This window comes from Pseudonocardia sp. 73-21 (assembly GCF_001899645.1).
In the GTDB taxonomy this organism is placed as follows: Bacteria; Actinomycetota; Actinomycetes; order Mycobacteriales; family Pseudonocardiaceae; genus Pseudonocardia.
The window spans coordinates 68,307-89,693 of sequence record NZ_MKVV01000075.1 but is presented as its reverse complement, the minus strand read 5'-3'; the positions used below and the strand labels follow the sequence as shown (position 1 = coordinate 89,693).

The following is a 21,387-nucleotide window of genomic DNA, read 5'->3' as shown; positions in this document are numbered from 1 at the left end:
TCGATACCGAACGGAGCTTGTCGGAGTGAGCATCGATACCGAACGGAACGGCAGTGGCTGATCTCCGCTCCCGCGTCCCGGCCGCGTTGCCCGCCTCCCTCGTGGTGGCCATCGCACTGGCCGGGATGGGGCTCGTGATCACCCAGCACTGGCGCAAGGGTGCGGTGCTGCTGGGCGGTGCGCTGCTGGTGGCGGCGTTGCTGCGGATGGTGGTCCCGCTCGACCGGGTGGGCCTGCTGGCCATCCGCAGCCGCGCGGTGGACGTGCTCTGCTACAGCGGTTTCGGCGTCGTGATGATGGTGCTGGCCCTGCAGATCACCAGGGGCTCGCTCTCCGCCGGATAGTGCACTATCGGGTGTATGACCGCTGAGGACCGCTCTGCCCGGATCGTCGACACGCTCGTCGACGCGTTCGCCGACCTGATGACGGCCGACCCCGCCGCGTTCCGCGTGAAGTTCCGCAAGATGGCGGCCGACCCGTTCGCGTTCTACCGGGGCAGCGCCTGCCTGTTCTACGCCGACGTGGCCGGCCGCGAGGATCCCTGGGCCGACGAGCGCACGAGCCGCGTGTGGATCCAGGGCGACCTGCACGCCGAGAACTTCGGCACCTACATGGACGGCGACGGCGTCCTGATCTTCGACGTCAACGACTTCGACGAGGCCTACGTCGGCCACTTCACCTGGGACGTCCTGCGCTTCGCGGCCAGCATGGCGCTGCTGGGCTGGCGCAAGGCGATCTCCGACGACGACATCACGACGATCGTCGAGCGGTTCGTCCGTGCCTACCTCGACCAGGTGCGGGTGTTCGTCGGGACCTCCGACGACCGGTCGTTCTCGCTGCGGCTCGACACCACCGAGGGGGTCGTGCACGAGGTGCTGTCGCGGGCCAAGCTGCGCACCCGCGTCGCGCTGCTCGACGGCATCACCGAGACCGAGGGCTACGACCGCGTGCTGCGCGACATGTCCGGCATCCGCCGCCTCGACGACGACGAGCGGGCGAAGGTCGTCGACGCATTCGAGCGCTACGTGTCCTCGATCCCGGAGCACAGGCGGCTGCGCGGGGTGACCTACCGGGTCAAGGACGTGGCCGGGCGCTCCGGGTTCGGCATCGGCAGCGCCGGGCTGCCCGCGTACACGGCGCTGGTGGAGGGCTTCAACCAGGCGCTCGACAACGACGTGGTGCTGTCGATGAAGCAGGGCAACGTCGCTGCGCCGTCGCGGGTGGTGGACGACCCGGCCGTCGCGGGCGCGTTCCGTCACCACGGCCACCGCACGGCGGTCTCGCAGCGGGCGCTGCAGGCCCACGCCGACCCCATGCTGGGCTGGACCGACCTCGACGGCGTCGGCTACGTGGTGAGCGAGGTGTCGCCGTACGAGGCCGACCTGGACTGGTCGGAGCTCACCGAGCCCACCGACATCGCGCCGGTGGTGGAGTACCTGGGCCGCGCCACGGCGAAGGTGCACTGCGTGGCCGACGCCGACGCCGACCACACGCTGGTGCCGTTCAGCACCGAGGAGGCGATCGCGGGGATCACGGCCGGGCGCGAGGACGAGTTCGCGGCCTGGGTGGTGGACTTCGCGCACGCCTACGCCGCGCAGGTCCGCGAGGACCACGCCCTGTTCGTCGAGGCGTTCCGCAGCGGTGCGATCCCGGGGGTCGCGGCGACTCAGGTCGCGTAGAGCGTCCGGACGAGGTCCTCGATCGACGGCTCGTCGACGCCGACGTCGCGCAGCTCCACGCGGCGCGCGACGCAGGCGATGAGCTCGGCCGCGGTGGTGGAGGAGGTGAACTCCAGCCGCTGCCGCGGCCCTGGGCCTCGACGGTCACGTCCGCCACGGTGCCCCGCTCGGCCAGCACGGCGGTGAGCACGGCGGCCCGCAGCAGCCCGAACACGACGTTCGTGGACACCCGGCGAGCGCCGCCTTCCGATAGCTCGCGTACCGCCGGAACCCGGCGGCCACCAGTTCCGGGTAGGGAGAGAGCACGTCGGGCCGCGCTACGGCGCGGCGCAATGGGTTTCTCAGACGAGATCGGCGTCGTGCACGAGCAGCGCCACCTGCGTCCGGTTGTCCAGTGCGAGCTTGGTGAACACGTGCGTCATGTGGGCCTTGACCGACGCCACCGTCATCCCGAGGGCGGTGGCGATCTCGGCGTTCGAGCTGCCGCGGGCCACCTCGATCGCCACCTCGTGCTCGCGCGGACTCAGCGCGCCCAGGGCGGCGCGGGCCCGGTCGAGCGCACCGGAGTCCGCGGTGACCCGGTCCATCAACCGGCGCGTGATGCCGGGCGACAGGATCGGGTCTCCCGCCGCCACGCGCAGGATCGCCTCGACGATGCGGGGCGGCGGGGTGTCCTTGAGCAGGAAGCCGCCCGCCCCGGCGCGCAGCGCGCGCAGCACGTTCTCGTCGGAGTCGAAGGTGGTCAGGACGATCACCTCCGGCGGGCGGGGGCGGGCCCGCAGCCGGCGCGTGGCGACGATGCCGTCGACGCGGGGCATCCGCAGGTCCATCAGCACGACGTGGGGCGCGTGGGCGTCGACCAGCGCGGGCACCTCGTCGCCGTCGGCGGCCTCCCCGACGATCGCGATGCCCTCGGCGCCGTCGAGCATCATCGTGAGCGCGCCGCGCACCATCGGGTCGTCGTCCACGACGAGGACGCGCACCCGATCGCTCATGCGGGCCACGGTAGTGCGGCGTGCAGCCGGAACTGGCCCGCCACCGTGGAGTGCTCGAGCCGCCCGCCGGCGAGCGCGGCGCGTTCGGCGAGCCCGACGAGGCCGTTGCCGGGCGGGCCCGGTGCGCCGCCCACCAGGTCGTTGCGGACCTCGATCACCAGCCGGCCGCCCCGTTCGCCGTTCACGCGGACCAGGACGGACGCGCCGGGCGCGTGCCTGCGGGCGTTGGTCAGCGCCTCCTGCACCACCCGGTAGGCGGTGCGGCCCAGCGCGTCCGGCACGGCGGCGGGTTCGGTGACGCGGTCCTCGAACCGCACGGTGGTGCCGGCCTCGCGCGACTCCGCCACGAGCGCGGTGACGTCGGCGAGCACGGGCTGGGGGCGTTGCGGCTCTGGCTCGTCGGCGCGCAGCACGCCGATCACCTCGCGCAACTCCTCCAGGGCCTGGTGCACCCCGGCCCGGACGACGCCGGCCGCCCGCGCCACCTGCTCCGGTGGGGCGTCCGGCCGGTACTCCAGCGCCCCCGCCGACGCCGCCACCAGCGACAACCGGTGGGCGAGCACATCGTGCATCTCGCGGGCGATCCGGGTGCGCTCGTGGACGCGCGCGGCCGCCACCCGCTCGGTCTGCTCCGCCTCGGCGCGGCGCGCCCGCTCCCGCAGCGACTCCAGCAGTGCGGCCCGGGACCGCGTGAGCGCACCCCACGCCACCAGCGCCGCGTGCGCCAGGACGTCCAGCACGAGGAACCAGCCGTAGGGCAGGCCGGGGATCGGCCGCAGGAGCCCCTGCACCGCGTGCGCGGCGACACCGACCGCGCCCACCGCGAGGGCCGTGCCGAGCGGGCGGCGCCGGGCCACGTGCAGCGTGCCGATCGTGGCGGGCGGGGTGGCGAGCGGGGAGAACGCGGCCAGCACCGCCAGCGCGACCGCGCCGATCACGGGCCGTTTCAGCAGGACGGGCACCAGGACGAGGGCGACCACCGCGACCCCGACGTCCACCGCTCCGGTGCCGGGGCGGCCGACGTAGGTGGCCGCCTGCAGCGCCGCGACGGCCACCACGACACCGGCGGTCACCGCGAGCGGGATGGTGCGGGGCACGGGGCGAGCGTAGGGCGCCGGCCGGTCCACCGACATCGACGAAAGTCGGAGCGCCCACGACTCCGCGCCGATGCCGCGCCGGAGCCGCGGCCGGACCCTCCGGTCATGCGCACCCTCGTCGTCGACCTCGCCGCCCCGCTCGTCGTCTACTACGTGCTGCACGCGTGCGGCGTCGACGACGTGGTGGCGCTCGCGGCCGGCGGGGTGCCACCCGCGCTCACCGTGGTCGTGACGGCGCTGCGCAGGCGTCGCGTGGAGGTGCTCGCGCTGGCCGTCGTGCTGTCGATGGTGGTCGGGCTCGCGGGGTCGCTGGTCGGCGGCAGCCCGCGTGAGCTGCTGGCCCGGGGCGCGTGGCTGAGTGCGCCGCTCGCGCTCTACACGCTGGTGACGCTCTGGTCCGCGCGTCCGATGTGCTTCGAGGTGACCCGCGCGCTGCTGCCGCGCCGTGTCGCCGTGATGGACGAGCTGTGGGAGACGAACGCGCGCTTCCGGCGGGCGTGGCGCGAGATCACGGTGATGTGGGGGGCCCTGCTCACCGTGGACGCCGGGCTGCGGGTGGTGATGGCCTCCACCCTGCCGGTGTCGACGGTGCCGGCGCTGGACACGGCGCTGACGCTGGCGACGACCGTGATCCTGCAGGTGCCCACCCACCTGCTGCTGCGCCGCTCCGGCTGCTGGGAACAGCTGTTCCGGCCCCGGCAGGGTCGTGCGCGGAAATCAGTGCCAGGGCACTGATTTCCGCGCACGAGCAGCGAAGCTGCGGTCTAGAACTCCGCGATCACCGCGTTGAGGGTGGCGGAGGGCCGCATGATCTCGTCGGTCTTCGCCTTGTCCACGAAGTAGTAGCCGCCGAGCTCCACGGGCGAACCCTGTACGCCCACCAGCTCGCCGACGATCTTCTCCTCGTCGGCGGCCAGCTGCTCCGCCAGCGGGGCGAAGGTCTTCGCCAGCTCCGCGTCCTCGGTCTGCGCCGCCAGCGCCCGGGCCCAGTAGAGCGCCAGGTAGAAGTGGCTGCCGCGGTTGTCGATCTCGCCGACCTTGCGCGAGGGCGACTTCCCGGTCTCCAGCAGTGTGCCGGTGGCGTCGTCGAGGGCCCGACCCAGGATCTTCGCCTGCGGGTTGCCGGTCTTGTCGGCCAGGAACTCCAGCGAGACGGCCAGCGCCAGGAACTCGCCGAGGGAGTCCCACCGCAGGTGGTTCTCGCGTACCAGCTGCTGCACGTGCTTGGGCGCCGAGCCACCGGCGCCGGTCTCGAACAGTCCGCCGCCGTTCATCAGCGGGACGATCGAGAGCATCTTGGCGCTCGTGCCCAGCTCCATGATCGGGAACAGGTCGGTGAGGTAGTCGCGCAGCACGTTGCCGGTGACGGAGATGGTGTCCTCGCCGGCCTTCGCGCGGGCCAGCGTGTACCTCGTGGCCGCGGCGACGTCCATGATCTCGATGGTCAGGCCGTCGGTGTCCAGCTCGGCGAGCTGCGCCCGGACCTTCTTGAGCACCTCGGCGTCGTGCGCGCGGGTCTCGTCCAGCCAGAAGACGGCCGGGGCGCCGGTGGCGCGGGCGCGGGAGACGGCCAGCTCCACCCAGTTGCGGACGGGCGCGTCCTTGGTCTGGCAGGCCCGCCAGATGTCGCCGGGCTCGACGTCGTGGGAAAGCAGCACACGGCCGTCGGCCGCGTCCACGACCTGGACCTTCCCGGCCGCGCTGATCTCGAACGTCTTGTCGTGGCTGCCGTACTCCTCGGCCTTCTGCGCCATCAGCCCGACGTTGGGCGTGGTGCCCATCGTGGTGGGGTCGAACGCGCCGTTCTCGCGGCAGAAGTCGACGGTCTCGGCGTAGAGCGCCGCGTAGGACGAGTCGGGGATGACGAACTTGGTGTCCTGCAACGCGTCCTGGGCGTTCCACATCTGACCCGACGTGCGGATCGCGGCCGGCATCGACGCGTCGATGATCACGTCGCTGGGCACGTGCAGGTTGGTGATGCCCTTGCCGGAGTCGACCATCGCGAGCGACGGACCGGTCTCGTAGCCGGCCGTGATGGCCTTCTCGATGGCCTCGCGCTTGTCGGCGGGCAGCTTGCCCAGCGCGGTGAGCACGCTGGCGAGCCCGTCGTTGGGGTCGGCCCCGACGGACGCGAGGTCGGCGCCGTACTCGGCGAACACGGTCGGGAAGAACTGCCTCACCGCGTGGCCGAAGATGATCGGGTCGGAGATCTTCATCATCGTGGCCTTGAGGTGCACCGAGAACAGCACGCCCTGCGCCTTGGCGTCGGCGATCTGCTCGGCGAGGAACGCGTCGAGGGCGGCCTTGCGCATCACCGAGCCGTCGACGATCTCGCCGGCCAGCACGGGCAGCGACTTCTTCAGCACCGTGCGGGTGCCGTCGGCGGCCAGGTGCTCGATGCGCAGCTCGGCCGGGGCGTCGAGCGTGACGGAGGTCTCCGAGTGCCGGAAGTCGCCGTCGCTCATCGTGGTGACGTGGGACTTCGTGTCCTTCGACCACGCGCCCATCGAGTGGGGGTGCTTCTTCGCGAAGCCCTTCACGGAGGCGGGGGCGCGGCGGTCGGAGTTGCCCTCGCGCAGCACGGGGTTGACCGCGCTGCCCTTGACGGCGTCGTACTTGGCGCGCGCCTCAGGATCGGCGGCGGCGTCCTCCGGGTAGTCCGGGATCGCGTGGCCGGCCTTCTGCAGTTCGGCGATCGCGGCCTTGAGCTGCGGGATCGACGCGCTGACGTTGGGCAGCTTGATGATGTTGACCTCGGGCGTGGTGGCCAGCTCGCCCAGCTCGGCCAGCGCGTCGTCGGCGAGGCCGAACTGCGCGAGGATGCGCGCGGCCAGCGAGATGTCGCGCGTCTCGACGTCGACGCCCGCCTTGCCGGCGAAGGCCTCGATCACGGGGAGGAGCGAGTGCGTCGCCAGCGCCGGCGCCTCGTCGGTGTAGGTGTAGATGACCTTCATCGTTGCTTCGGCCCTGCCTGTCGACTCGTGATCCGTTTTCGTCGTCTCCCACGCTATCCCTTGAGGGCTCCGCTACCGTGGGTGGACCGAACCTCTCCGGGAGACCTTCGCCATGGCCAAGCCCAAACTCACGCTCTCCAGGCCGAAGCTCAAGGGCTGGCCGATGGTCATCATCCTCGGGCTGGCGCTGGCGCTCCTCGCGGTGATCGACCGCGGCGGCCTCGGCGCCGTCACCGGCTCCTCCGGCGGTTGCGAGCTCCGGGTCACGGCGTCGCAGCTCAACGTGCGTTCGGGCCCGAGCAACCAGTCCGAGTCGCTGCAGGTGCTCACCCAGGGCGCCACCCTCGACGGCACCACCACGGTCACCACCGGGTTCCGGCAGCTGAAGGACGGAGGCTGGGTGTTCGACCAGTACGTTACCCCGATCGTCGGTTCCACCTGCAGCTGAGGCACCCTGCCCTGGTGATCCCCGATGGTCCCGTCACCACCGTGAGCTCGGTCAACGTCAACGGGGTGCGGGCGGCCGCGGCCAAGGGTTTCGCCGCGTGGCTGGCCACCACCCCGGCCGACGTCGTCTGCGTGCAGGAGACCCGCGCGCAGCCCGGGGAGATCCCCGACGGGCTGTTCGACGGCTGGCACCTCTCCTACGCACCGTGCACCACGGCCAAGGGGCGCAACGGGGTCGGCGTCCTGACCCGGGTCGCGCCGGAGGCGGTCCGCGTCGGCATCGGCGACGCGCCGACGCCCGCTCCGCAGTCTCACCGCGGGGGTGAGTTCGACGGGTCGGGCCGCTACCTCGAGGTCGACATTCCCGGGCTCACCGTCGCCTCGCTCTACCTGCCCAACGGCACCGTCGGCACCCCGAAGCAGGACGAGAAGGACCGCTTCCTCGCCCTCTTCGCGCCCTACCTGCACGAGCGCCGGGCCAAGGCCGCCACCGAGGACCGCGAGGTGCTGGTGTGCGGCGACTGGAACATCGCCCCCGCCGAGGCCGACATCCGCAACTGGCGCGGCAACGTGAAGAACTCGGGGTTCCTGCCGCACGAGCGCGCGTGGCTGGCCGGGCTGTTCGACGCCGGGTGGGTGGACGTCGTGCGCGCGCAGCACCCCGCCGTCGACGGGCCGTACTCGTGGTGGTCCTACCGCGGCCGCGCGTTCGACAACGACACCGGCTGGCGGATGTCTCCAGATTTACACAACGGAGACCCACATGTTCGGTCTGCTCTTCCTGGCCATCCTGGTCGGAGATCCTGTTTGTCACCACGGCGTCCGGCTGGACGTCGTGTGCACTCTCTGCACGGACGGTGCTGCCCCTCCGGTGATCGATCGGTCCGCCGCTAAGGCGTGGCTACGCGGGTGTAATCCCGCACCGGACAACCGCGACAATCAGGGCATGAGTGCCCGATGATAACCACGGCCCGCGCCGTCATCGGCGCACGCGTTTCGGTCATGCGAGACGGCAAGGTCAGTCCCGAGGTTCAGCGCGAGTCCGGCGAGCGGTATGCAGCCGCCCATGGCTGGACGCCGGTCGGCTACTTCGAAGACCTGGACGTGTCGGCCACGGTCGGTCCCTGGGACCGGCCGGACCTCGGTCCGTGGCTCGGTGCCCGGTCGGGCGAGTGGGACGCGATGATCTTTGCGAAGGTCGACCGGGCGTTCCGGTCTGCGAGCGACTGCGCCGACGTCGTGAAGTGGGCAGAGAAGAACCGAAAGATCATCGTGTTTGCCGATGACGGGATCGTGTGCGACTACACAAAGGACACGGATTCGATCGAAGCGATGATGTCCAAGTTCTTTCTGTTCCTCGCATCTCTGTTCGGCGAGATGGAACTGCGGCGAATCCGGTCCCGCACCAAGGGGTCTCACAAGAAGCTAAAGACCACCGACCGATGGGCCGGTGGTCAACCGCCTTACGGCTACAAGGTCGTTCCTAAGCCTGGCGGTGGTAAGCGCCTGGCGGTCGATCCCGTGTCGAGTCTGGTCGTCCAGGAGGCCGGACGGATGGTCCTGGCCGGAATGTCGATGTGGGAGGTAGCGGACGCTCTTACCGCTGCTGGTCACCCGACCCCGGCCGCTTATGTCGCGGCGGCCCAAGAGGGGACCGACCGTAAAGAGAAGTCGAAGCGGCGTAAGGCTGCGTCTACCAACTGGGAGCAGTCGTCGCTCGGGAAGATCCTCCGGTCCCCGGCAACGATGGGACTAAAGGTCACCGGCCGGACGGTCAAGGATCGGACCGTGGCGCGTGGCGCGGACGGAATGCCTGTCCGTATGGCCGATCCGCTGTTCTCAGACGATGACTGGGGCGGGATTCAGGCCCGGCTCACCGAGCGGTCCAGGACCAAAGAACGCAACCACGGTGCGGCACCGCTGCTCGGGATCGTCTACTGCGCCGGGTGTCAGTCCCGGCTCTATCGGGTTGTGAACACTGCGACGCTTAAGAACGGCGAGACCCGGACGTACGAGTATTACCGGTGCATCAAAGACGCCAGTAAGCCGAGGTGTGCCGGGCACACTTTCAAGGCTGACGAACTTCACCGATGGATAGACTCGTACGTCGAGACCGATCTGGCCGAGGTGCCCGAGGTTACGCGGCGGTTTGTGCCGGGCGAGGATCACACTAAAGAGCTTGAACGGGTCATCACGAACCTTAAAGAGGTTCGCGAAGAGAAAGACCTCGGTCTGTACGACTATGACGGGGGAGACGCTGAGTACCGCGAACGGCTGGTCGCACTTACCGGTCAGCGGCGGGCGCTCGAAGCACTCCCGCACCGTGCAGACGAATGGATCGAAGAACCGACCGGCCGTTCTTACGCCGAGGTCTACGGCGGGATGACCGACCCGGCACAACGCCGGGCATTGCTACTGACCGACGGAGTGCGGCTGTACTGCGGCCCCAACTATCGGCACGTACAAGCTGACGATCTACAAGGGCGGATGCACCGTCATGGGTCCGCTAACGCTGTCCCGCTGGCCGTCCACGGCCCGGCCGGGCCGTTGCCGTGGGAGGCCGGGTACGTAGAGCCGTTCGACCCCGAATCGGAGTTGGCGCCGATCGATCCAGAGGACCCCCCGATCGAGCCTAAGAGCCTGACCGACCTTAACCGGGGCGACCCGACCGGCGATGCCGTCACGGCTCGACAGAATGCGGGCCGTTCCAAGTGAGCTTCTGGACTGAGCATTCGGTGGTCGACCCCGGGTTCCTGCTGTTCACGATCGATCAGTTCCCCGGCACGCCGGACCGGCGGGCGATGGTCTACAAGTCGGTCGTTCTTTCCGGCTCGGACTACTCGCCGCTCATGGCGGCGTACGACCGGATCGGGAAGCACTGCCGGGCGATGATCCAGGCCGAGACGCACGACGACGACACGATGTGGCGTTGCCGTGCAGAGCTTGAGACGTACTGGCTATGGGCGGAATGTCCCGGAGATTCCGAGCCGCACGATTGCGTTAGGTAAGACCGGCGGGCCGTCGGCCTGCCGTTGAGAGGACCGACAACCACCGACCGGCGTAGGGCCGGTCGGGAACAGATAGAAGGAAACAGTGTCTCACTACATTAACGACGATAACCTTCCGCTTTGGCACCTTGTAAAGGCGACCAACACCAGGCTTAGGGATCTGGTCCCGTTGCTTAAGGCGCTCGATCTGCCGATCGAGACCGATGAGGACGGACAGTTCTACACGTCGCGTGCGGCGTTCGGTCGGGTTATCCGACTAGCGGCCGGTGCCGACCAGTGACCACGACCTACGCCGATGCCGTAGTGGTCGCCTACACGGAGTCGACGGCCGAGCCGTCGGCGCGGTGGTCGGCCACGCTGGCGACCGTTGCCGGACTGCTCGACTCCCGGGCCGACGCGGACGGGTATCTACCGGCCGACCTAGACGGTGCCCGGATCGCCGAGGAGATGGACTACGCCGCGTCGTCCGACGCGTGCCGTGCGGCTGGCGAGTACATGATCGAGGTCGGTCTGGTCGAGGTCGAGTGGGACGGCGAGAGCGTCAAGTCCCGCCGGATCGTCCGTCCGGGGGCTGTCAGCCCGTCTGTGACGGTCGTACAGGCCGTGCCTGTACCCACGTCTACCCCGGCGGCCGGCAAGCCGCGTAAGCCTCCGACGACCGGCGTAGAGACCCGTGATCCGGCCGACCAGAACGACCACACACGAGCGATGATCAACAGTCACCAACTCGGCAAGTCGCCGATGCTTGTGGCGATGATCGCGTCAGCAGAGATCGCGATCACGGCTGCCCGCAAGGGCATCCCGTTCTGCGATGCGGACCGGGAGTTGACGCCCGAGTACATGGCCGGGAGGTCGGGGCTAAAGGAAGAAGCTGCCCGGACTAACATGGCACAGGCCGTAAAGCTCGGTTTCCTCGAACGTACCGATAACGCTCAGGGTGGCCGCCGTCGGGCGGACGGCCGTGGGATCAACGGGGCCACGTACCGTGCACGCATCCCGGCGTACATGAGCTAACCCCCCTGAAAAACAACAGGGTTGAAAAACCGGGGACACTCCTCTAGGAGTTCTAGAACCTCTAGTAGTTTGAAGAACTGTACCTGCCAACAGCTCCCTTAGGGTCGCCATTGGCTTCGACTTCAATGCAAGCGAAGCGGAGCTGAGCGACTAGGAGAGTGCTCAACCCCCCCGAAAACCAGGGGGGTTAGATGAGTAGGGGTCTATCTTCTGGACCCTTAACTGCACACCATGCATGCCTCATCGGTAACGGGGGGTTGACACGGTTTCATAAGATCGGAGTAGAGCCGATTCCCCTCCCCCGGAATGCGGGATCGGAGCGATCTTTCGACGTCGATCCATGAGTGTGAGCTACGCCACATTGACAGTCGATCCGACCCGCTACTCACGTAGCGCACCCCCACGGACTAGGTGAGAGCGGGAACCAACGGAGGGCACGGCATTGACCGGCCGTGCGACGTCCCTATGACGTCGCTCCGTACGGACCGCCGTAGCGGCCCCTCAAGGGCCGCCCCGGGCCGTGCCGGTCGTCTGACCGGCCCGACTACCCGCGACCCTCAAGGGTCGCCCGTAGCGGCTCTCAAGAGCCGCGCCGTAAAAGGGGACGCCTCAAGCGTCCCCGTACCGAACGTCGCCCGTTCACGGGCGACCCGTGGCGACGCCTAAGCGTCGCCTAGTACGGCTTAGGTCAAAGGAAATCGGCCAAACGCTTTAGACCAAACATTTCTTACCTTTCATAGCTTTACCAATACGGGCGGCCCCCCAAAGAGGCCGCTACCGGCAGCGGCCCTTAAGGGCCGTCCCGTTGATAGCGACGCCTCACGCGTCGCCAGTTCTGTTATCGCGTCTCCGGACTCGGGTCCGGGGGCGCATTTTTTTATTTCTGCTCAGCCACTACCACCACCGAGAGGGATCACAATGGATGATCACGGCGCACTGCTCGCCGCTGTAGGTCTACGCCGGGCAATCGCCCGGATCAACGCAACACAGACAGAGATCGCACGACGTCTTGGATGCTCGGTCGAGATGATCCGTCGATACCGAGCGGGGATCGCGTTTCCTACCGACGAACGACTGGCCCGACTAGCGCGTCTAGCCGGGGTCGATCAGGACTGGATCAGGAACGGTGGCGAATGGAACTAGCAAAGGTGGTCGAAGCCGCGCTAGCCCTGGACGACAACGACCGTCGGGAGTTGGTGTTCCGGGTGCAGCAGACGGTCCCCGACGACTGGCCGGACGGTTTCGAGTCGGCCCGCCGTTCGTTGTCCGGCCGGTCCGGGATCGTGGCCGTTAAGAGGCCATGATGATCACGCATCCCGGCAACGTGCTAAAGGTTTCCGCCGCGCTCAAGGCCGACCTCCGCTCACCTAGCGCGCTTAGCGCTCTTACCGGATTCAGCCTTGAGGAACTCCGCGCTTACCGGAACGGCTGGCGTGTACCTAGTCCGGGCCGTCTAGCGAAGCTAGCTCACGTCCTGGACGTTCCGGTCTCTGAGCTTCTTTAGCGGCGTGGGGTACCTCGGGTACCCGCTCGCCATGTTCGGCCGCCGTAGAGCGGCCTACGACCCCCTTACGCGTCCCTGTGAGAGACGCTCCGGAGAACCGATGCTACTAACGCTATTGCAGTCACGCCGGAAGGTGGCAATGCCATCGGCCCTCGTGGGCAGCGTGCCCACTCGTGAGGCGGCACCGCCGCCTCGGGCGCTTAACGAAACGATCGACGACGAGACCGGCTGGCTGATCCTCTCTCCGTTCCCGATCGTCGATACTGACAAGGAAGACACATGGAAGACAGCAAGCTAGAACTTGCCCGCGCTAAGGGCTACGAGGGTGAGTACGCCGAGGCGTTTGCTACGTGCTTGACCGGCGAGACCCCCGAGGAACTATCCGCTAGCGCGGACCGGGTCGCCGGTCTGCTCGACTCGCTTAAGCCACAGCCGGTCGCCTACCCACGCGGTTACGACGGATCAGCAGGACGGGGCCTTGAGGCTCCGACCGTGGACCCGAACGCAGAGTTCGCCGACTTTATTAACCAGGCTTTCCGCCGGTAAGGAACGACAGTGCCAACGATCACGCTTAAGGATCAAATCTCCGGGATCGATACCCGGTTGTCCGCCATGCCGGGCCGACTCCGGGCCGCTGGCGTAGAGCCGCCTGCCGCGCTCGTGGACGGCCTGGCGGCCGCCCGGTGGGCAACGTCCACGCCGGACCGTGCCGACGCCGTACAGCGGCTCTCAGCCGCTAAGACCGAGGCTGACTTCCAGACCGCGCTCGTGGCCCTGGCCGAGGTGGACCTACTCGCAGCCGCCGTCGGGTCCAAGACCGTCCAAGACGCGGCACGTGGGTTCCGCCAGTCCGCCGCACTGGCCGGGTTCGCTGAGTCGCGTGACTCGCTGATCGAAACCGTGGTGGCCGACTACAACCGGCTGGCGCCGGGGTTCACCGCAGCGCTCGCCGAGCTGCCGGACGTGACCGAGATCCGGTCCCCGTTCGACATCACGCCCGACGCCTCCGCAGCCCTCAGGGCAGCGAAGGACCACGCCGACCGTATGTCGGCGCTACTGGACGTGTACCGGGACATCGCTGGGCTGATCGGCGCGCCGGTGTCCGGCCCGCTCGCTACTGCCGCAGCGCTGGCCGACTACTCGGACGGCGCACAGATGGCACGGGCGGCCGAGATGATCACGGCCTACAAGGACCGTGACCCGACCGGCTTCTTTGGGCCGCTCAGCCCGCACTCTGCGCCCGTATCGGTCGGCGCAACACTCGGGCTCGTTTCGCCTTTCGAGGCGGCCGAACGCCTCGACCGTATCCAGTCCGGCCGGTACTACGCCGAGGACCGGGAGTTCGCAGGTTTCAGTGATGGGCACCCGGTAGCGCCGTTGTTCTGATCACTGACTAGGTCCGCCGACCTCGGGTCGGTCACCCCTTAAAGGGGTGACCGGCCCTTTTTCTATGGCCTCACTACTTAAGGAACACAAACGATGGCGGAAGACGCATCGGTCGGCCGGGTAAGCGTCAAGGTCACGCCGGATACAACCGGCTTTAAGGCCGATCTCGTCGCTAAGCTCAGGTCGGCTACTCAGAATATTCGGGTCGAGATCCCGATTACCGCCGATACGGACCGGCTCCGTACGGAGCTAACCCGATCGGTACGGGTGGCGGCGGCCGGTGTGGTCGCACGGGTCCGAGTCGTATTCGAGCCGCCTATTGCGGCTCTACGCGCTGAGCTACAGCGGATCGCAGACCTTGCCGCCGCTGGCGTCCGGGTTCGTATCCGTGACGTGGACGTCGATTCGTCCGGGCTGTCGAGGCTTACCCGGTCGCTGTCGGCCGGATCGGGCGGTGGCGGCCCGGGGGCCGCATTGGCTCGCACGCTCAAGGCTCTGACCGCGTCCGTGGTCGGACTCGCCGCAGCAGGCGGGGCCGTAAACGTTATGGTCGGACTGACGTCCGCGCTAGCTCAGCTAGCACCGGCCGCACTCGCGCTGCCCGGCATAATCCTCGGGCTCGGTGCCGCGTTCGCGGCACTCAAGATCGGAATGTCCGGCGTCGCGGACGCGATCAGGTCCGGTGACCTTTCCGGCCTGGCGCCTAACGCCGCCGCAGGGGTAACCGCGATCCGGTCTCTCAAGACCGCTTACGACGACCTTAAGTCGTCGGTCCAGTCGAACCTATTCGCTGGTCTCGCCGAGCCTCTACGCGAGGCCGGTCAGACTCTTATCCCGATCTTCAAGGCGGGTCTATCGGACATCGCTACCGGGTTTAACGGCATGGCTAAGCAAGCCCTAGCCGCCACGCAGAACCCGTTCTTCAAGGGCGACCTGGTCCAGATCCTCGGGAACACGTCGTCGGCTATCGGCAATATGCGATCGACCCTGGCGAACCTACTGTCCGGATTCGTCGGACTAGGCGCGGTCGGCTCCGACTACTTGCCCCGGCTCGGGTCAGCGGTTGATTCGGTCGCGGCCAAGTTCAAGCAGTGGGTCGACTCGGGCGTAGAAGACGGCTCGATCAAGCGAATGATCGACTCTGCTATCACCGGGTTTAAGGACCTCGGGGCGATCGTCGGGAACATCGGTTCGGTAATTAGTTCTGTATTCCAGGGCTTGTCCGCTGGGTCCGGTGCTACGTCGTTCCTCGCGACTATCCGCGACACGACCGCAGCGCTAGCCGAGTTCTTCCGGTCGGCCGAGGCACAGGGTCCCTTGCAAGCGCTTGGGCAGACAATGGCCGTTGCGGGTGCGGCTGTCCGTGACATCCTCCTGGCGGCCCTAAAGGCCGCTGGGCCGATCCTGTCCGCGCTGGCACCGCTCGTACAGGCGTTCGCCTCCGCGCTGTCCACGGCGCTTGTGGGCGCCTTTACGGCGCTCGGTCCGCCGCTCGCCCAGGTCGCGTCCGCGCTATCGACCGGGCTTGCCCCGGTTCTGCCGCTGATCGCCGGGCTGTTCGTTCAGCTCGCAACGGCGGCCGGTCAGATCCTTACCGCGCTAGCGCCGGTCGTCGGTCAGCTACTCGCCGGACTACTACCCGCTTTTAAGGCTCTACTCCCCGTGATCGGCCAGGCGGCCGTCACGATCGGCACAGCGCTAGCCGGGGCGATCACCAAGATCGTCGAGTCCGGTGCGATCGAGAAGATCGGTACGGCGTTCACATCGGTGATTACGGCACTAGCGCCACTGATACCGCAGATCGCTCAGCTAGCCGCCGATCTACTCCCGGTCCTGGCCGACATCTTTATCAACGTCGTCGTGCCCGCGATCGAGATCGCGGCCGGGATTATCCGCACGGTCATTATCCCGGCTATCGAGTCGCTTATCTCGTTCGTCCGAATGGTCGTGGACGACGTCAAGGCCCGATGGGCTGAGATCACGACCGCTACCGACCAGCTATCGAGCGACGTCGACGCGGCCCTACAGTTCTTCCGTGATCTGCCGGGCAAGTTCGCCGAATGGATGACCTCGGTCGGTACCGCAGTGAATACCGGGGTCGGTAACGTCGTCGGATTCTTCCGCGAAATGCCGGGCAAGATCACCAGTGCACTCGGGAATCTGGGATCGCTTCTGGTCAACGCAGGTAAGTCGCTTATGGACGGTCTGCTGAGCGGAATCCGGAACGGCCTACAGTCGGTCCTAGATTTCGCCCGCTCGATCGCCGGTCAGATCGCGGCCGTTAAGGGCCCGATCCCGAAGGACCGCAAGGAGCTAATCCCGGCCGGTCTAGCGCTCATGCACGGGCTCCACAAGGGACTACGGGCCGGGTTCCGCCCGGTCCTTAAGGAAGCGGGCGGCATGGCCGCTGAGCTTGCTAAGACGTTCACCGACCTCGGGGCCGACCCGTTGCTGCACCGTGTGTTCGACGGGCACGGGTTCACGACGGTCACTAACCACACCGCCGAACTGTCCGGCGCGGTCCAGCACGAATCGTTCGGGTCTCGCGATACCGACGCGCTGGCGGACGCAGTGATCGCCGGAATGACCGGCTGCGCCTGGTCGGTCGACTCGAACGGGATGGCGAAGCTCGTGAACAAGTCGAACACCCGCAAGCGTCGCCGCTAGACGACGCCCATAAGACCCCCGCAGAGCCGCCTCTGAGGGCCTTTCAGCCCTCGGGGGTGGTTCTGTACCCGCTACAGACAAGGACAGACACTAATGGCATTCCCTTACGACCCTGACCAGATGGCCGAAGACCTCGACACGCTGTCGGACACAGCGGCCAAGCTCGCTATCGACCGGGGTTATCCCCCGGGTGACGCGGCTAACTACGCGTTCGCGCTCGCATCGATGATGGTCAACTCAGTGTTTGCCGGCAACTTCCCTGAGCCGTCCGGCCCGCCTACGCACAGGCTGCACGCGGTATGAACGTCGACGAATGGTTCGGGCTGAATAAGCGACACCTAGCTAGAACACTGCTGCGGCTAACCGGGTTCGTCCAGCCGCTCGAACGTCGGCCGTTGTCCCTGCCAGAACAGGCAGGGCTGATCAACGTTATGTGGCCGATCGTTGAGGACGCCCGTCTCACCTCGGGTGAGCTGGCCCGAGGATTCTACGATTCCGAGCGTGAGCGCATGACCGGCTCGATCGACCGGCACGACCTTTACGTCGCTGACTACCGGTACGAATGGTTCGTCGAGGATATCGCCGATTCGGTCGACCGGCTGTCGGGTGACTACACGGTCGTTACCGATAACGGGGCTGAGCTGACCTCACGGACCGGTAAGAACGCTGGGGCCGGGGTTCTAGCCGAGGTTATGAAGATCGTGGACGACGGGGGCCGTGAGACGGTCGCTAAGGCCGTCGAGGACGACCCGCTAGCGCTCGGTTGGGCAAGAATCGCTGGAGGATCAGAATCCTGTTCGTTCTGTACGATCCTGATTTCCCGTGGGCCGGTCTACGCCGACTCTGAGGCGGCCGGGGCAATGAAGGCTTATCACCGGTACTGCGATTGCCGCTCGGTCCCTGTCTTTAACAGGGACCAGTGGCCCGGCCGGGACCAGTACCTAGAAGCGGAACAACAGTACGTACAGGCGTCTAAGGACGCTAAGGAAGCCGGGGTGTCGGTAGAAACGATGCTCCGCCGTAAGATCGAAGGACGCGCGTAATGAGCTTGCTAGACCGAGGTTCTGAGCTAGTGACTGTTTATCCCGAGGTGACCGAGACTGACCCTGACGGGAACGTGAGGACCAGGCCGTCGAGTATCGGCACGGTCGTTAAGGCGGTAGTCCAGCCCGCGTCATCCTCTAAGGACGACACTAGCGACCAGGGATTCATTAGTGACGGTGCTACCTACCGTCTTAGATTGGCCCGAGGTGCGCCTGTGTTGGGCGCTCAGGCGGCCGTTGAGTGGCGAGGGGTCCGCTGGGCAGTACTGGGTGAGCCGGTCGTCTACAACGGCTCTCGTAGGACCGCTCACACCGACTACACGATCGGTCGTCAGGCGTGATGATCGGAGATCCCACGCTGAGCAGCCGCGCTAAGGCGGTTGCGTCATGACAGTAAGGCTCTATTCAGACAAGGTGATCAACCGGATCGTTAGCCGGGACCCTGGCGTTAGGTCCGCCGTTAAGCGGAACGCCGAGCAGATCGGTACACGGGCCGAGGCCGCGCTAGCGGCTATCGCAGATACCGGTGATTCTAAGATCGTGGTAACCCACGGACGCACGGACTCTTATGTAAGCCTGGACGACTCCCGAGGCGACTATGCGGCCCTGAGTATCGAGTACGGGCATACCGCGCCTAACGGCCGATGGGTCGACGGGGCTTACGTCCTGCACCGTGCGGCGGGTCTCGTATGACGCTCGAAGAAGCGACCGCGCTACACCACCGCGTGTTCACCGAGGCCCGTTACGGCGGGCCGAGCGGGCACGGCTGGGCGTCGGAAGACGAGGCCGACCTAATCGCCGACCAGGCGGTGTTACAGCGGGCTCGGGAAGGCGATAACGGCTGTGCCGAGCACTTGCTAGTCGATGGTCGGGACGACGACTTTCGTTCGTTGCCGTGGCCCGACTGGTCTTTGTACCGGCGTTACCGGGCTTAGCCCCAGGGGGGTTACCCTCCCGCCCGGTCCAAGACCGGACGGTTATGCGGCGGACCGGCTACGGCTACGGAACGGCTAGCCAATTTCAAGAGCGGCACCGGCTGCCGCGCTACTAAGCGAGAAAGGATGTCCCGGGTGGACGTACCTAACGACTTGGGCGCCGACGGCGCCGCGCTATGGACCTCGGTTACCGCCGAGATCGAACTAAACCCGTCAGAGCTAGAGCAACTACGCGCCGCGTGCCGGGCGGCTGACATGGTCGCTGAGCTTACGGCGGCCCTGGTCGGTGAACCTATGACCGCCAGGGGCAGCATGGGCCAGCTCATCACTCACCCGCTGATCCAGGAACGGCGAATGTGGGACGCTCAGTTGGGAACTTTACTTAGGGGTCTCAAGATTCCGGACAAGCCGGATTCTGAGATCGACCTGGCTCGTAAGCGGAACCGGTCCGAACAGAACCGGGCTAACGTATCGGTCCGGTACAAGCGGGGCGGTATCTAATGGCTCGATGGAAGGGTCAGGCTAAGCCGGTCACAACCAACGATCGTGTCCTGGCGTACCTGATCGCAGCCGAGGATGCTCTGATCGTTCGAGGCCGTAACGACCCGATCATGCGTCGAGCATTAGGGCTCGACCGGATCGCAGCACTTGAGCGCGGCGAGGATGTCCCGTTCCGCGGATGGGAAGTCAGGTGAACGGGCATGAGATTTTCTTAGTTTAGAGCGCTAATGATCGAAGCTACGGCCTGTATCAACGATCCGACCGTCAGGAGGATGAATCCGCGCGCCTCTATGCGTAGTCCGTGCACCGCGTGCTGACGTTCCGTCTCCGTGTATGTGTCGACGGCAGTTTCAAGCTTCTTATGGTCCTCGGTCAAGTTCAGTATTCGATCTGTGAACTTCTTGTCCAACTGCTGGCTCTGTGCATACAAGGAATCCATAGCGAACCGCGCCCGTCGGTCCACCTCGACAATCTGCTCCTGAATGCTAAGCGACGTATCGATCGGCTGAAATCCCACCGAGACGGTCGCAGTACCAACGGAGCCCGTCGCCGAAGCTCCCCCTACTTGGATTATCTGAGGCGGCGGCGTGCGACGGAAAAGGCGGTACCCGAGACTCTTCAGTCTACGTTGGAGTGCTCGAATCCATCGAATCTCTGGAGCTAAGAATCGATCCTCGGGTTTTGCTACATCCCGCCAGACTATTTGGGCACCCTTAATTGTTATGTAGATACCGACCGCCTGGAAGGCGAGACCGATTAGGACGAACGCAAGCTCCACACCGTGAAGCCTAATCCCGAGGCGACTTTTCGCGTAGCTCACGGCGCAGGTCGTCCAGTCGGAACCTGTACTGCCCGCCTGGCGTCACCATCGCCGGTGTCACCCGGCCCTCTTTGGCCCACCGTGTGAGCGAGCGTGAGGTCAGGCCGAGAGCCCGGGCGGCTTCCCCGGTGCTGAGCAACCTGCCGTCTTCCACGGCCGGACAGTACGTCGATCGTTTGGCCTGGTCAGCCCGGATGGCCTGGACGGCGCGGATGGCTGGTATGGCGTGGTTGGCCTAGTCTGGTCGGATGGACCAGACACGCGTGACAGTGAGTTGGCGGGAAGGTCGGGACGGTGGTCCCGGCCGGTGGCGGTGGACCGTGGTCCTGGACGGCGGTAAGACGTCGCACGGCTGGGCCGACACCAAAGACGACGCCGAGCGCCAGGCCGAAGAGGCGCTAGCGCCGACCGACCAACAGGTCTGGCGGGTCCGTGGTCCTCGGTCCCCGTGGGGATGCGGGCACTAGAAAGCCCGCCGTGCCTGAGCAACGGCGGGCCGTCTGGTACTGCTGGCCGGACTACTACGCGGGCACCGTCGTCGGCGGCGGGGGTGGCGACTTGGTCGTCGTCGGCGCCGGAGCCCTGGTCGGCCGGACCGTGGGCGGCGCGGTCGGCAACGGACGGGGCACGGTCGTGGTCGCGGGCGGCCGAGGCGCGGTGGTCGTCGGTACGGGCGGTTGCGGGTAGGTCCACGGCTGGCCCTTATCGGGCCTGCCACGGTCGTCTACCGGCGTGCAGTACGCCCCGACCGAGCCGTCACGGATCGGCGTACAGAACATGTACCAGCCGCCCGCAGGGGCGGCCGGGAACCGCGAGGACGTGGAAGCGTTAGCGGTCGCGGTGACCGCGACCACCGCCGCTACGGCCAAGAGTCCGGACACGGACAGAGCTAGGACACGACGAGACAGACGCACAGGGTCTCCGGGATGCTGGGGAGCGGACCGACATGATCAGCATCGGTCGGCCCGGAACCGCTGTTACTCGATCGTGTGACCGTTCGGCAAGGTTGGGCCGTCTGCTCTAGCGGCGTCCCGGTCTACGTGCTCGATCAGGCCGTCCGAGCCTGCCTGTCAGAGGCAGGACGCGCCAGACCACGGCGCGGTGTGATCCCGGCGCAGGTCGGAGGACTGCGCCCCCCGTAAGGTCGCGACATGCCGCACCCCGCCTCCAGCCTGGCTGGCCGAGGGACTGATATGGTTTGTATGTCCGATGACATCCGCTGGCGCATCGACCACCACGTCGCGACGCCGGGCCTGGCCGCCCGCGCCCGGTCCGCCGTGGTGGAACGGGCCGCGAGCCACGGTGAACGCTGGTCCGACCACGCCCCCGTCACGGTG

General features: G+C 67.0%; 21 protein-coding genes and 1 pseudogene. 17 read left to right on the top strand and 5 right to left on the bottom strand.

Annotation, left to right across the window (positions count from 1 at the left end; translation table 11 throughout):
• Positions 1-53 precede the first annotated feature (53 nt).
• Positions 54-344, top strand: coding sequence for a DUF3017 domain-containing protein (locus BGP03_RS23935; RefSeq protein WP_298800182.1), 291 nt, complete (start codon positions 54-56; stop codon positions 342-344).
• A 15-nt stretch (positions 345-359) separates the two neighbouring features.
• Entirely contained in the window at positions 360-1,679 is a 1,320-nt protein-coding gene (locus tag BGP03_RS23930) for a DUF2252 domain-containing protein (RefSeq protein WP_298800183.1), read from the top strand.
• A gap of 341 nt (positions 1,680-2,020) precedes the next feature.
• Here BGP03_RS23930 and BGP03_RS23925 read toward each other — a convergent pair whose 3' ends face one another.
• Both BGP03_RS23925 and BGP03_RS23920 read right to left on the bottom strand, forming a co-directional pair.
• The gene (locus BGP03_RS23925; RefSeq protein ID WP_298800185.1) at positions 2,021-2,674 is read right to left on the bottom strand and encodes a response regulator transcription factor; all 654 of its coding nucleotides are present in this window, start codon (positions 2,672-2,674) and stop codon (positions 2,021-2,023) included.
• Complete coding sequence (locus BGP03_RS23920) at positions 2,671-3,771, bottom strand: histidine kinase (RefSeq protein ID WP_296369783.1); 1,101 nt, start codon at positions 3,769-3,771, stop codon at positions 2,671-2,673. Before BGP03_RS23920 ends, BGP03_RS23925 begins: the two co-directional genes overlap by 4 nt.
• Before the next feature lie 105 nt (positions 3,772-3,876).
• Here BGP03_RS23920 and BGP03_RS23915 point away from each other — a divergent pair, with 105 nt between their 5' ends.
• Positions 3,877-4,506: a VC0807 family protein gene (locus tag BGP03_RS23915; protein WP_298800186.1), complete on the top strand. Its 630-nt coding sequence runs from the start codon at positions 3,877-3,879 to the stop codon at positions 4,504-4,506.
• A 29-nt stretch (positions 4,507-4,535) separates the two neighbouring features.
• Here BGP03_RS23915 and BGP03_RS23910 read toward each other — a convergent pair whose 3' ends face one another.
• Positions 4,536-6,725, bottom strand: coding sequence for an NADP-dependent isocitrate dehydrogenase (locus tag BGP03_RS23910; protein ID WP_298800187.1), 2,190 nt, complete (start codon positions 6,723-6,725; stop codon positions 4,536-4,538).
• 112 nt (positions 6,726-6,837) lie between these two features.
• On the opposite strand from BGP03_RS23910, the gene BGP03_RS23905 reads away from it, so the two are divergent.
• The 12 genes from BGP03_RS23905 (at position 6,838) to BGP03_RS36050 (ending at position 18,487) form a co-directional block, all read left to right on the top strand.
• A complete protein-coding gene (locus BGP03_RS23905; protein WP_296369788.1) occupies positions 6,838-7,173 on the top strand; it encodes a hypothetical protein in 336 nt (111 codons plus the stop codon).
• Between the two features lie 17 nt (positions 7,174-7,190).
• The gene (locus BGP03_RS23900) at positions 7,191-8,066 is read left to right on the top strand and encodes an exodeoxyribonuclease III (RefSeq protein WP_298800202.1); all 876 of its coding nucleotides are present in this window, start codon (positions 7,191-7,193) and stop codon (positions 8,064-8,066) included.
• Positions 8,067-8,129: 63 nt separating this feature from the next.
• Positions 8,130-9,887 carry a recombinase family protein gene (locus BGP03_RS23895; protein WP_298800188.1) on the top strand — a complete coding sequence of 586 codons (1,758 nt, stop codon included), beginning with the start codon at positions 8,130-8,132 and terminating at the stop codon, positions 9,885-9,887.
• Positions 9,888-9,907: 20 nt separating this feature from the next.
• Positions 9,908-10,180, top strand: a complete 273-nt coding sequence (locus BGP03_RS23890) for a hypothetical protein (protein ID WP_298800189.1) — start codon at positions 9,908-9,910, stop codon at positions 10,178-10,180.
• Positions 10,181-10,456: 276 nt separating this feature from the next.
• The gene (locus BGP03_RS23885) at positions 10,457-11,194 is read left to right on the top strand and encodes a hypothetical protein (RefSeq protein WP_298800190.1); all 738 of its coding nucleotides are present in this window, start codon (positions 10,457-10,459) and stop codon (positions 11,192-11,194) included.
• 918 nt (positions 11,195-12,112) lie between these two features.
• Positions 12,113-12,337 carry a helix-turn-helix transcriptional regulator gene (locus BGP03_RS36060; RefSeq protein ID WP_363094365.1) on the top strand — a complete coding sequence of 75 codons (225 nt, stop codon included), beginning with the start codon at positions 12,113-12,115 and terminating at the stop codon, positions 12,335-12,337.
• Between the two features lie 157 nt (positions 12,338-12,494).
• Positions 12,495-12,698 carry a helix-turn-helix transcriptional regulator gene (locus BGP03_RS36055; RefSeq protein ID WP_363094363.1) on the top strand — a complete coding sequence of 68 codons (204 nt, stop codon included), beginning with the start codon at positions 12,495-12,497 and terminating at the stop codon, positions 12,696-12,698.
• A 555-nt stretch (positions 12,699-13,253) separates the two neighbouring features.
• Positions 13,254-14,084 (top strand): hypothetical protein, encoded by an 831-nt coding sequence (locus BGP03_RS23880; RefSeq protein ID WP_298800191.1) that lies wholly within the window; start codon positions 13,254-13,256, stop codon positions 14,082-14,084.
• A gap of 93 nt (positions 14,085-14,177) precedes the next feature.
• Entirely contained in the window at positions 14,178-16,751 is a 2,574-nt protein-coding gene (locus BGP03_RS23875) for a hypothetical protein (RefSeq protein ID WP_298800192.1), read from the top strand.
• 120 nt (positions 16,752-16,871) lie between these two features.
• A complete protein-coding gene (locus tag BGP03_RS23870) occupies positions 16,872-17,054 on the top strand; it encodes a hypothetical protein (protein ID WP_298800193.1) in 183 nt (60 codons plus the stop codon).
• Positions 17,051-17,794: a hypothetical protein gene (locus tag BGP03_RS23865; protein ID WP_298800194.1), complete on the top strand. Its 744-nt coding sequence runs from the start codon at positions 17,051-17,053 to the stop codon at positions 17,792-17,794. Before BGP03_RS23870 ends, BGP03_RS23865 begins: the two co-directional genes overlap by 4 nt.
• Positions 17,795-18,181: 387 nt before the next feature.
• Positions 18,182-18,487, top strand: a complete 306-nt coding sequence (locus BGP03_RS36050) for a DUF5403 family protein (protein WP_363094360.1) — start codon at positions 18,182-18,184, stop codon at positions 18,485-18,487.
• A 954-nt stretch (positions 18,488-19,441) separates the two neighbouring features.
• Here BGP03_RS36050 and BGP03_RS23860 read toward each other — a convergent pair.
• Positions 19,442-20,008: a hypothetical protein gene (locus BGP03_RS23860; protein WP_299737553.1), complete on the bottom strand. Its 567-nt coding sequence runs from the start codon at positions 20,006-20,008 to the stop codon at positions 19,442-19,444.
• A gap of 10 nt (positions 20,009-20,018) precedes the next feature.
• Positions 20,019-20,204: a helix-turn-helix domain-containing protein gene (locus BGP03_RS23855; protein WP_298800195.1), complete on the bottom strand. Its 186-nt coding sequence runs from the start codon at positions 20,202-20,204 to the stop codon at positions 20,019-20,021.
• 323 nt (positions 20,205-20,527) lie between these two features.
• Here BGP03_RS23855 and BGP03_RS23850 point away from each other — a divergent pair, with 323 nt between their 5' ends.
• Together BGP03_RS23850 and BGP03_RS23845 are read left to right on the top strand one after the other, a co-directional pair.
• Positions 20,528-20,737: a hypothetical protein gene (locus BGP03_RS23850; RefSeq protein ID WP_298800196.1), complete on the top strand. Its 210-nt coding sequence runs from the start codon at positions 20,528-20,530 to the stop codon at positions 20,735-20,737.
• A 521-nt stretch (positions 20,738-21,258) separates the two neighbouring features.
• A pseudogene (locus tag BGP03_RS23845) lies at positions 21,259-21,387 on the top strand (exodeoxyribonuclease III); the annotation flags it as partial.

Bases quoted from the DNA above. Each gene is read 5' to 3' on its own strand.
- BGP03_RS36055 (WP_363094363.1), top strand. From the start codon at position 12,495: ATGATGATCACGCATCCCGGCAACGTGCTAAAGGTTTCCGCCGCGCTC.
- BGP03_RS23865 (WP_298800194.1), top strand. From the start codon at position 17,051: ATGAACGTCGACGAATGGTTCGGGCTGAATAAGCGACACCTAGCTAGA.
- BGP03_RS36060 (WP_363094365.1), top strand. From the start codon at position 12,113: ATGGATGATCACGGCGCACTGCTCGCCGCTGTAGGTCTACGCCGGGCA.
- BGP03_RS23875 (WP_298800192.1), top strand. From the start codon at position 14,178: ATGGCGGAAGACGCATCGGTCGGCCGGGTAAGCGTCAAGGTCACGCCG.
- BGP03_RS23895 (WP_298800188.1), top strand. From the start codon at position 8,130: ATGATAACCACGGCCCGCGCCGTCATCGGCGCACGCGTTTCGGTCATG.
- BGP03_RS23930 (WP_298800183.1), top strand. From the start codon at position 360: ATGACCGCTGAGGACCGCTCTGCCCGGATCGTCGACACGCTCGTCGAC.
- BGP03_RS36050 (WP_363094360.1), top strand. From the start codon at position 18,182: ATGACAGTAAGGCTCTATTCAGACAAGGTGATCAACCGGATCGTTAGC.
- BGP03_RS23915 (WP_298800186.1), top strand. From the start codon at position 3,877: ATGCGCACCCTCGTCGTCGACCTCGCCGCCCCGCTCGTCGTCTACTAC.
- BGP03_RS23925 (WP_298800185.1), bottom strand. From the start codon at position 2,674: ATGAGCGATCGGGTGCGCGTCCTCGTCGTGGACGACGACCCGATGGTG.
- BGP03_RS23870 (WP_298800193.1), top strand. From the start codon at position 16,872: ATGGCCGAAGACCTCGACACGCTGTCGGACACAGCGGCCAAGCTCGCT.
- BGP03_RS23910 (WP_298800187.1), bottom strand. From the start codon at position 6,725: ATGAAGGTCATCTACACCTACACCGACGAGGCGCCGGCGCTGGCGACG.
- BGP03_RS23905 (WP_296369788.1), top strand. From the start codon at position 6,838: ATGGCCAAGCCCAAACTCACGCTCTCCAGGCCGAAGCTCAAGGGCTGG.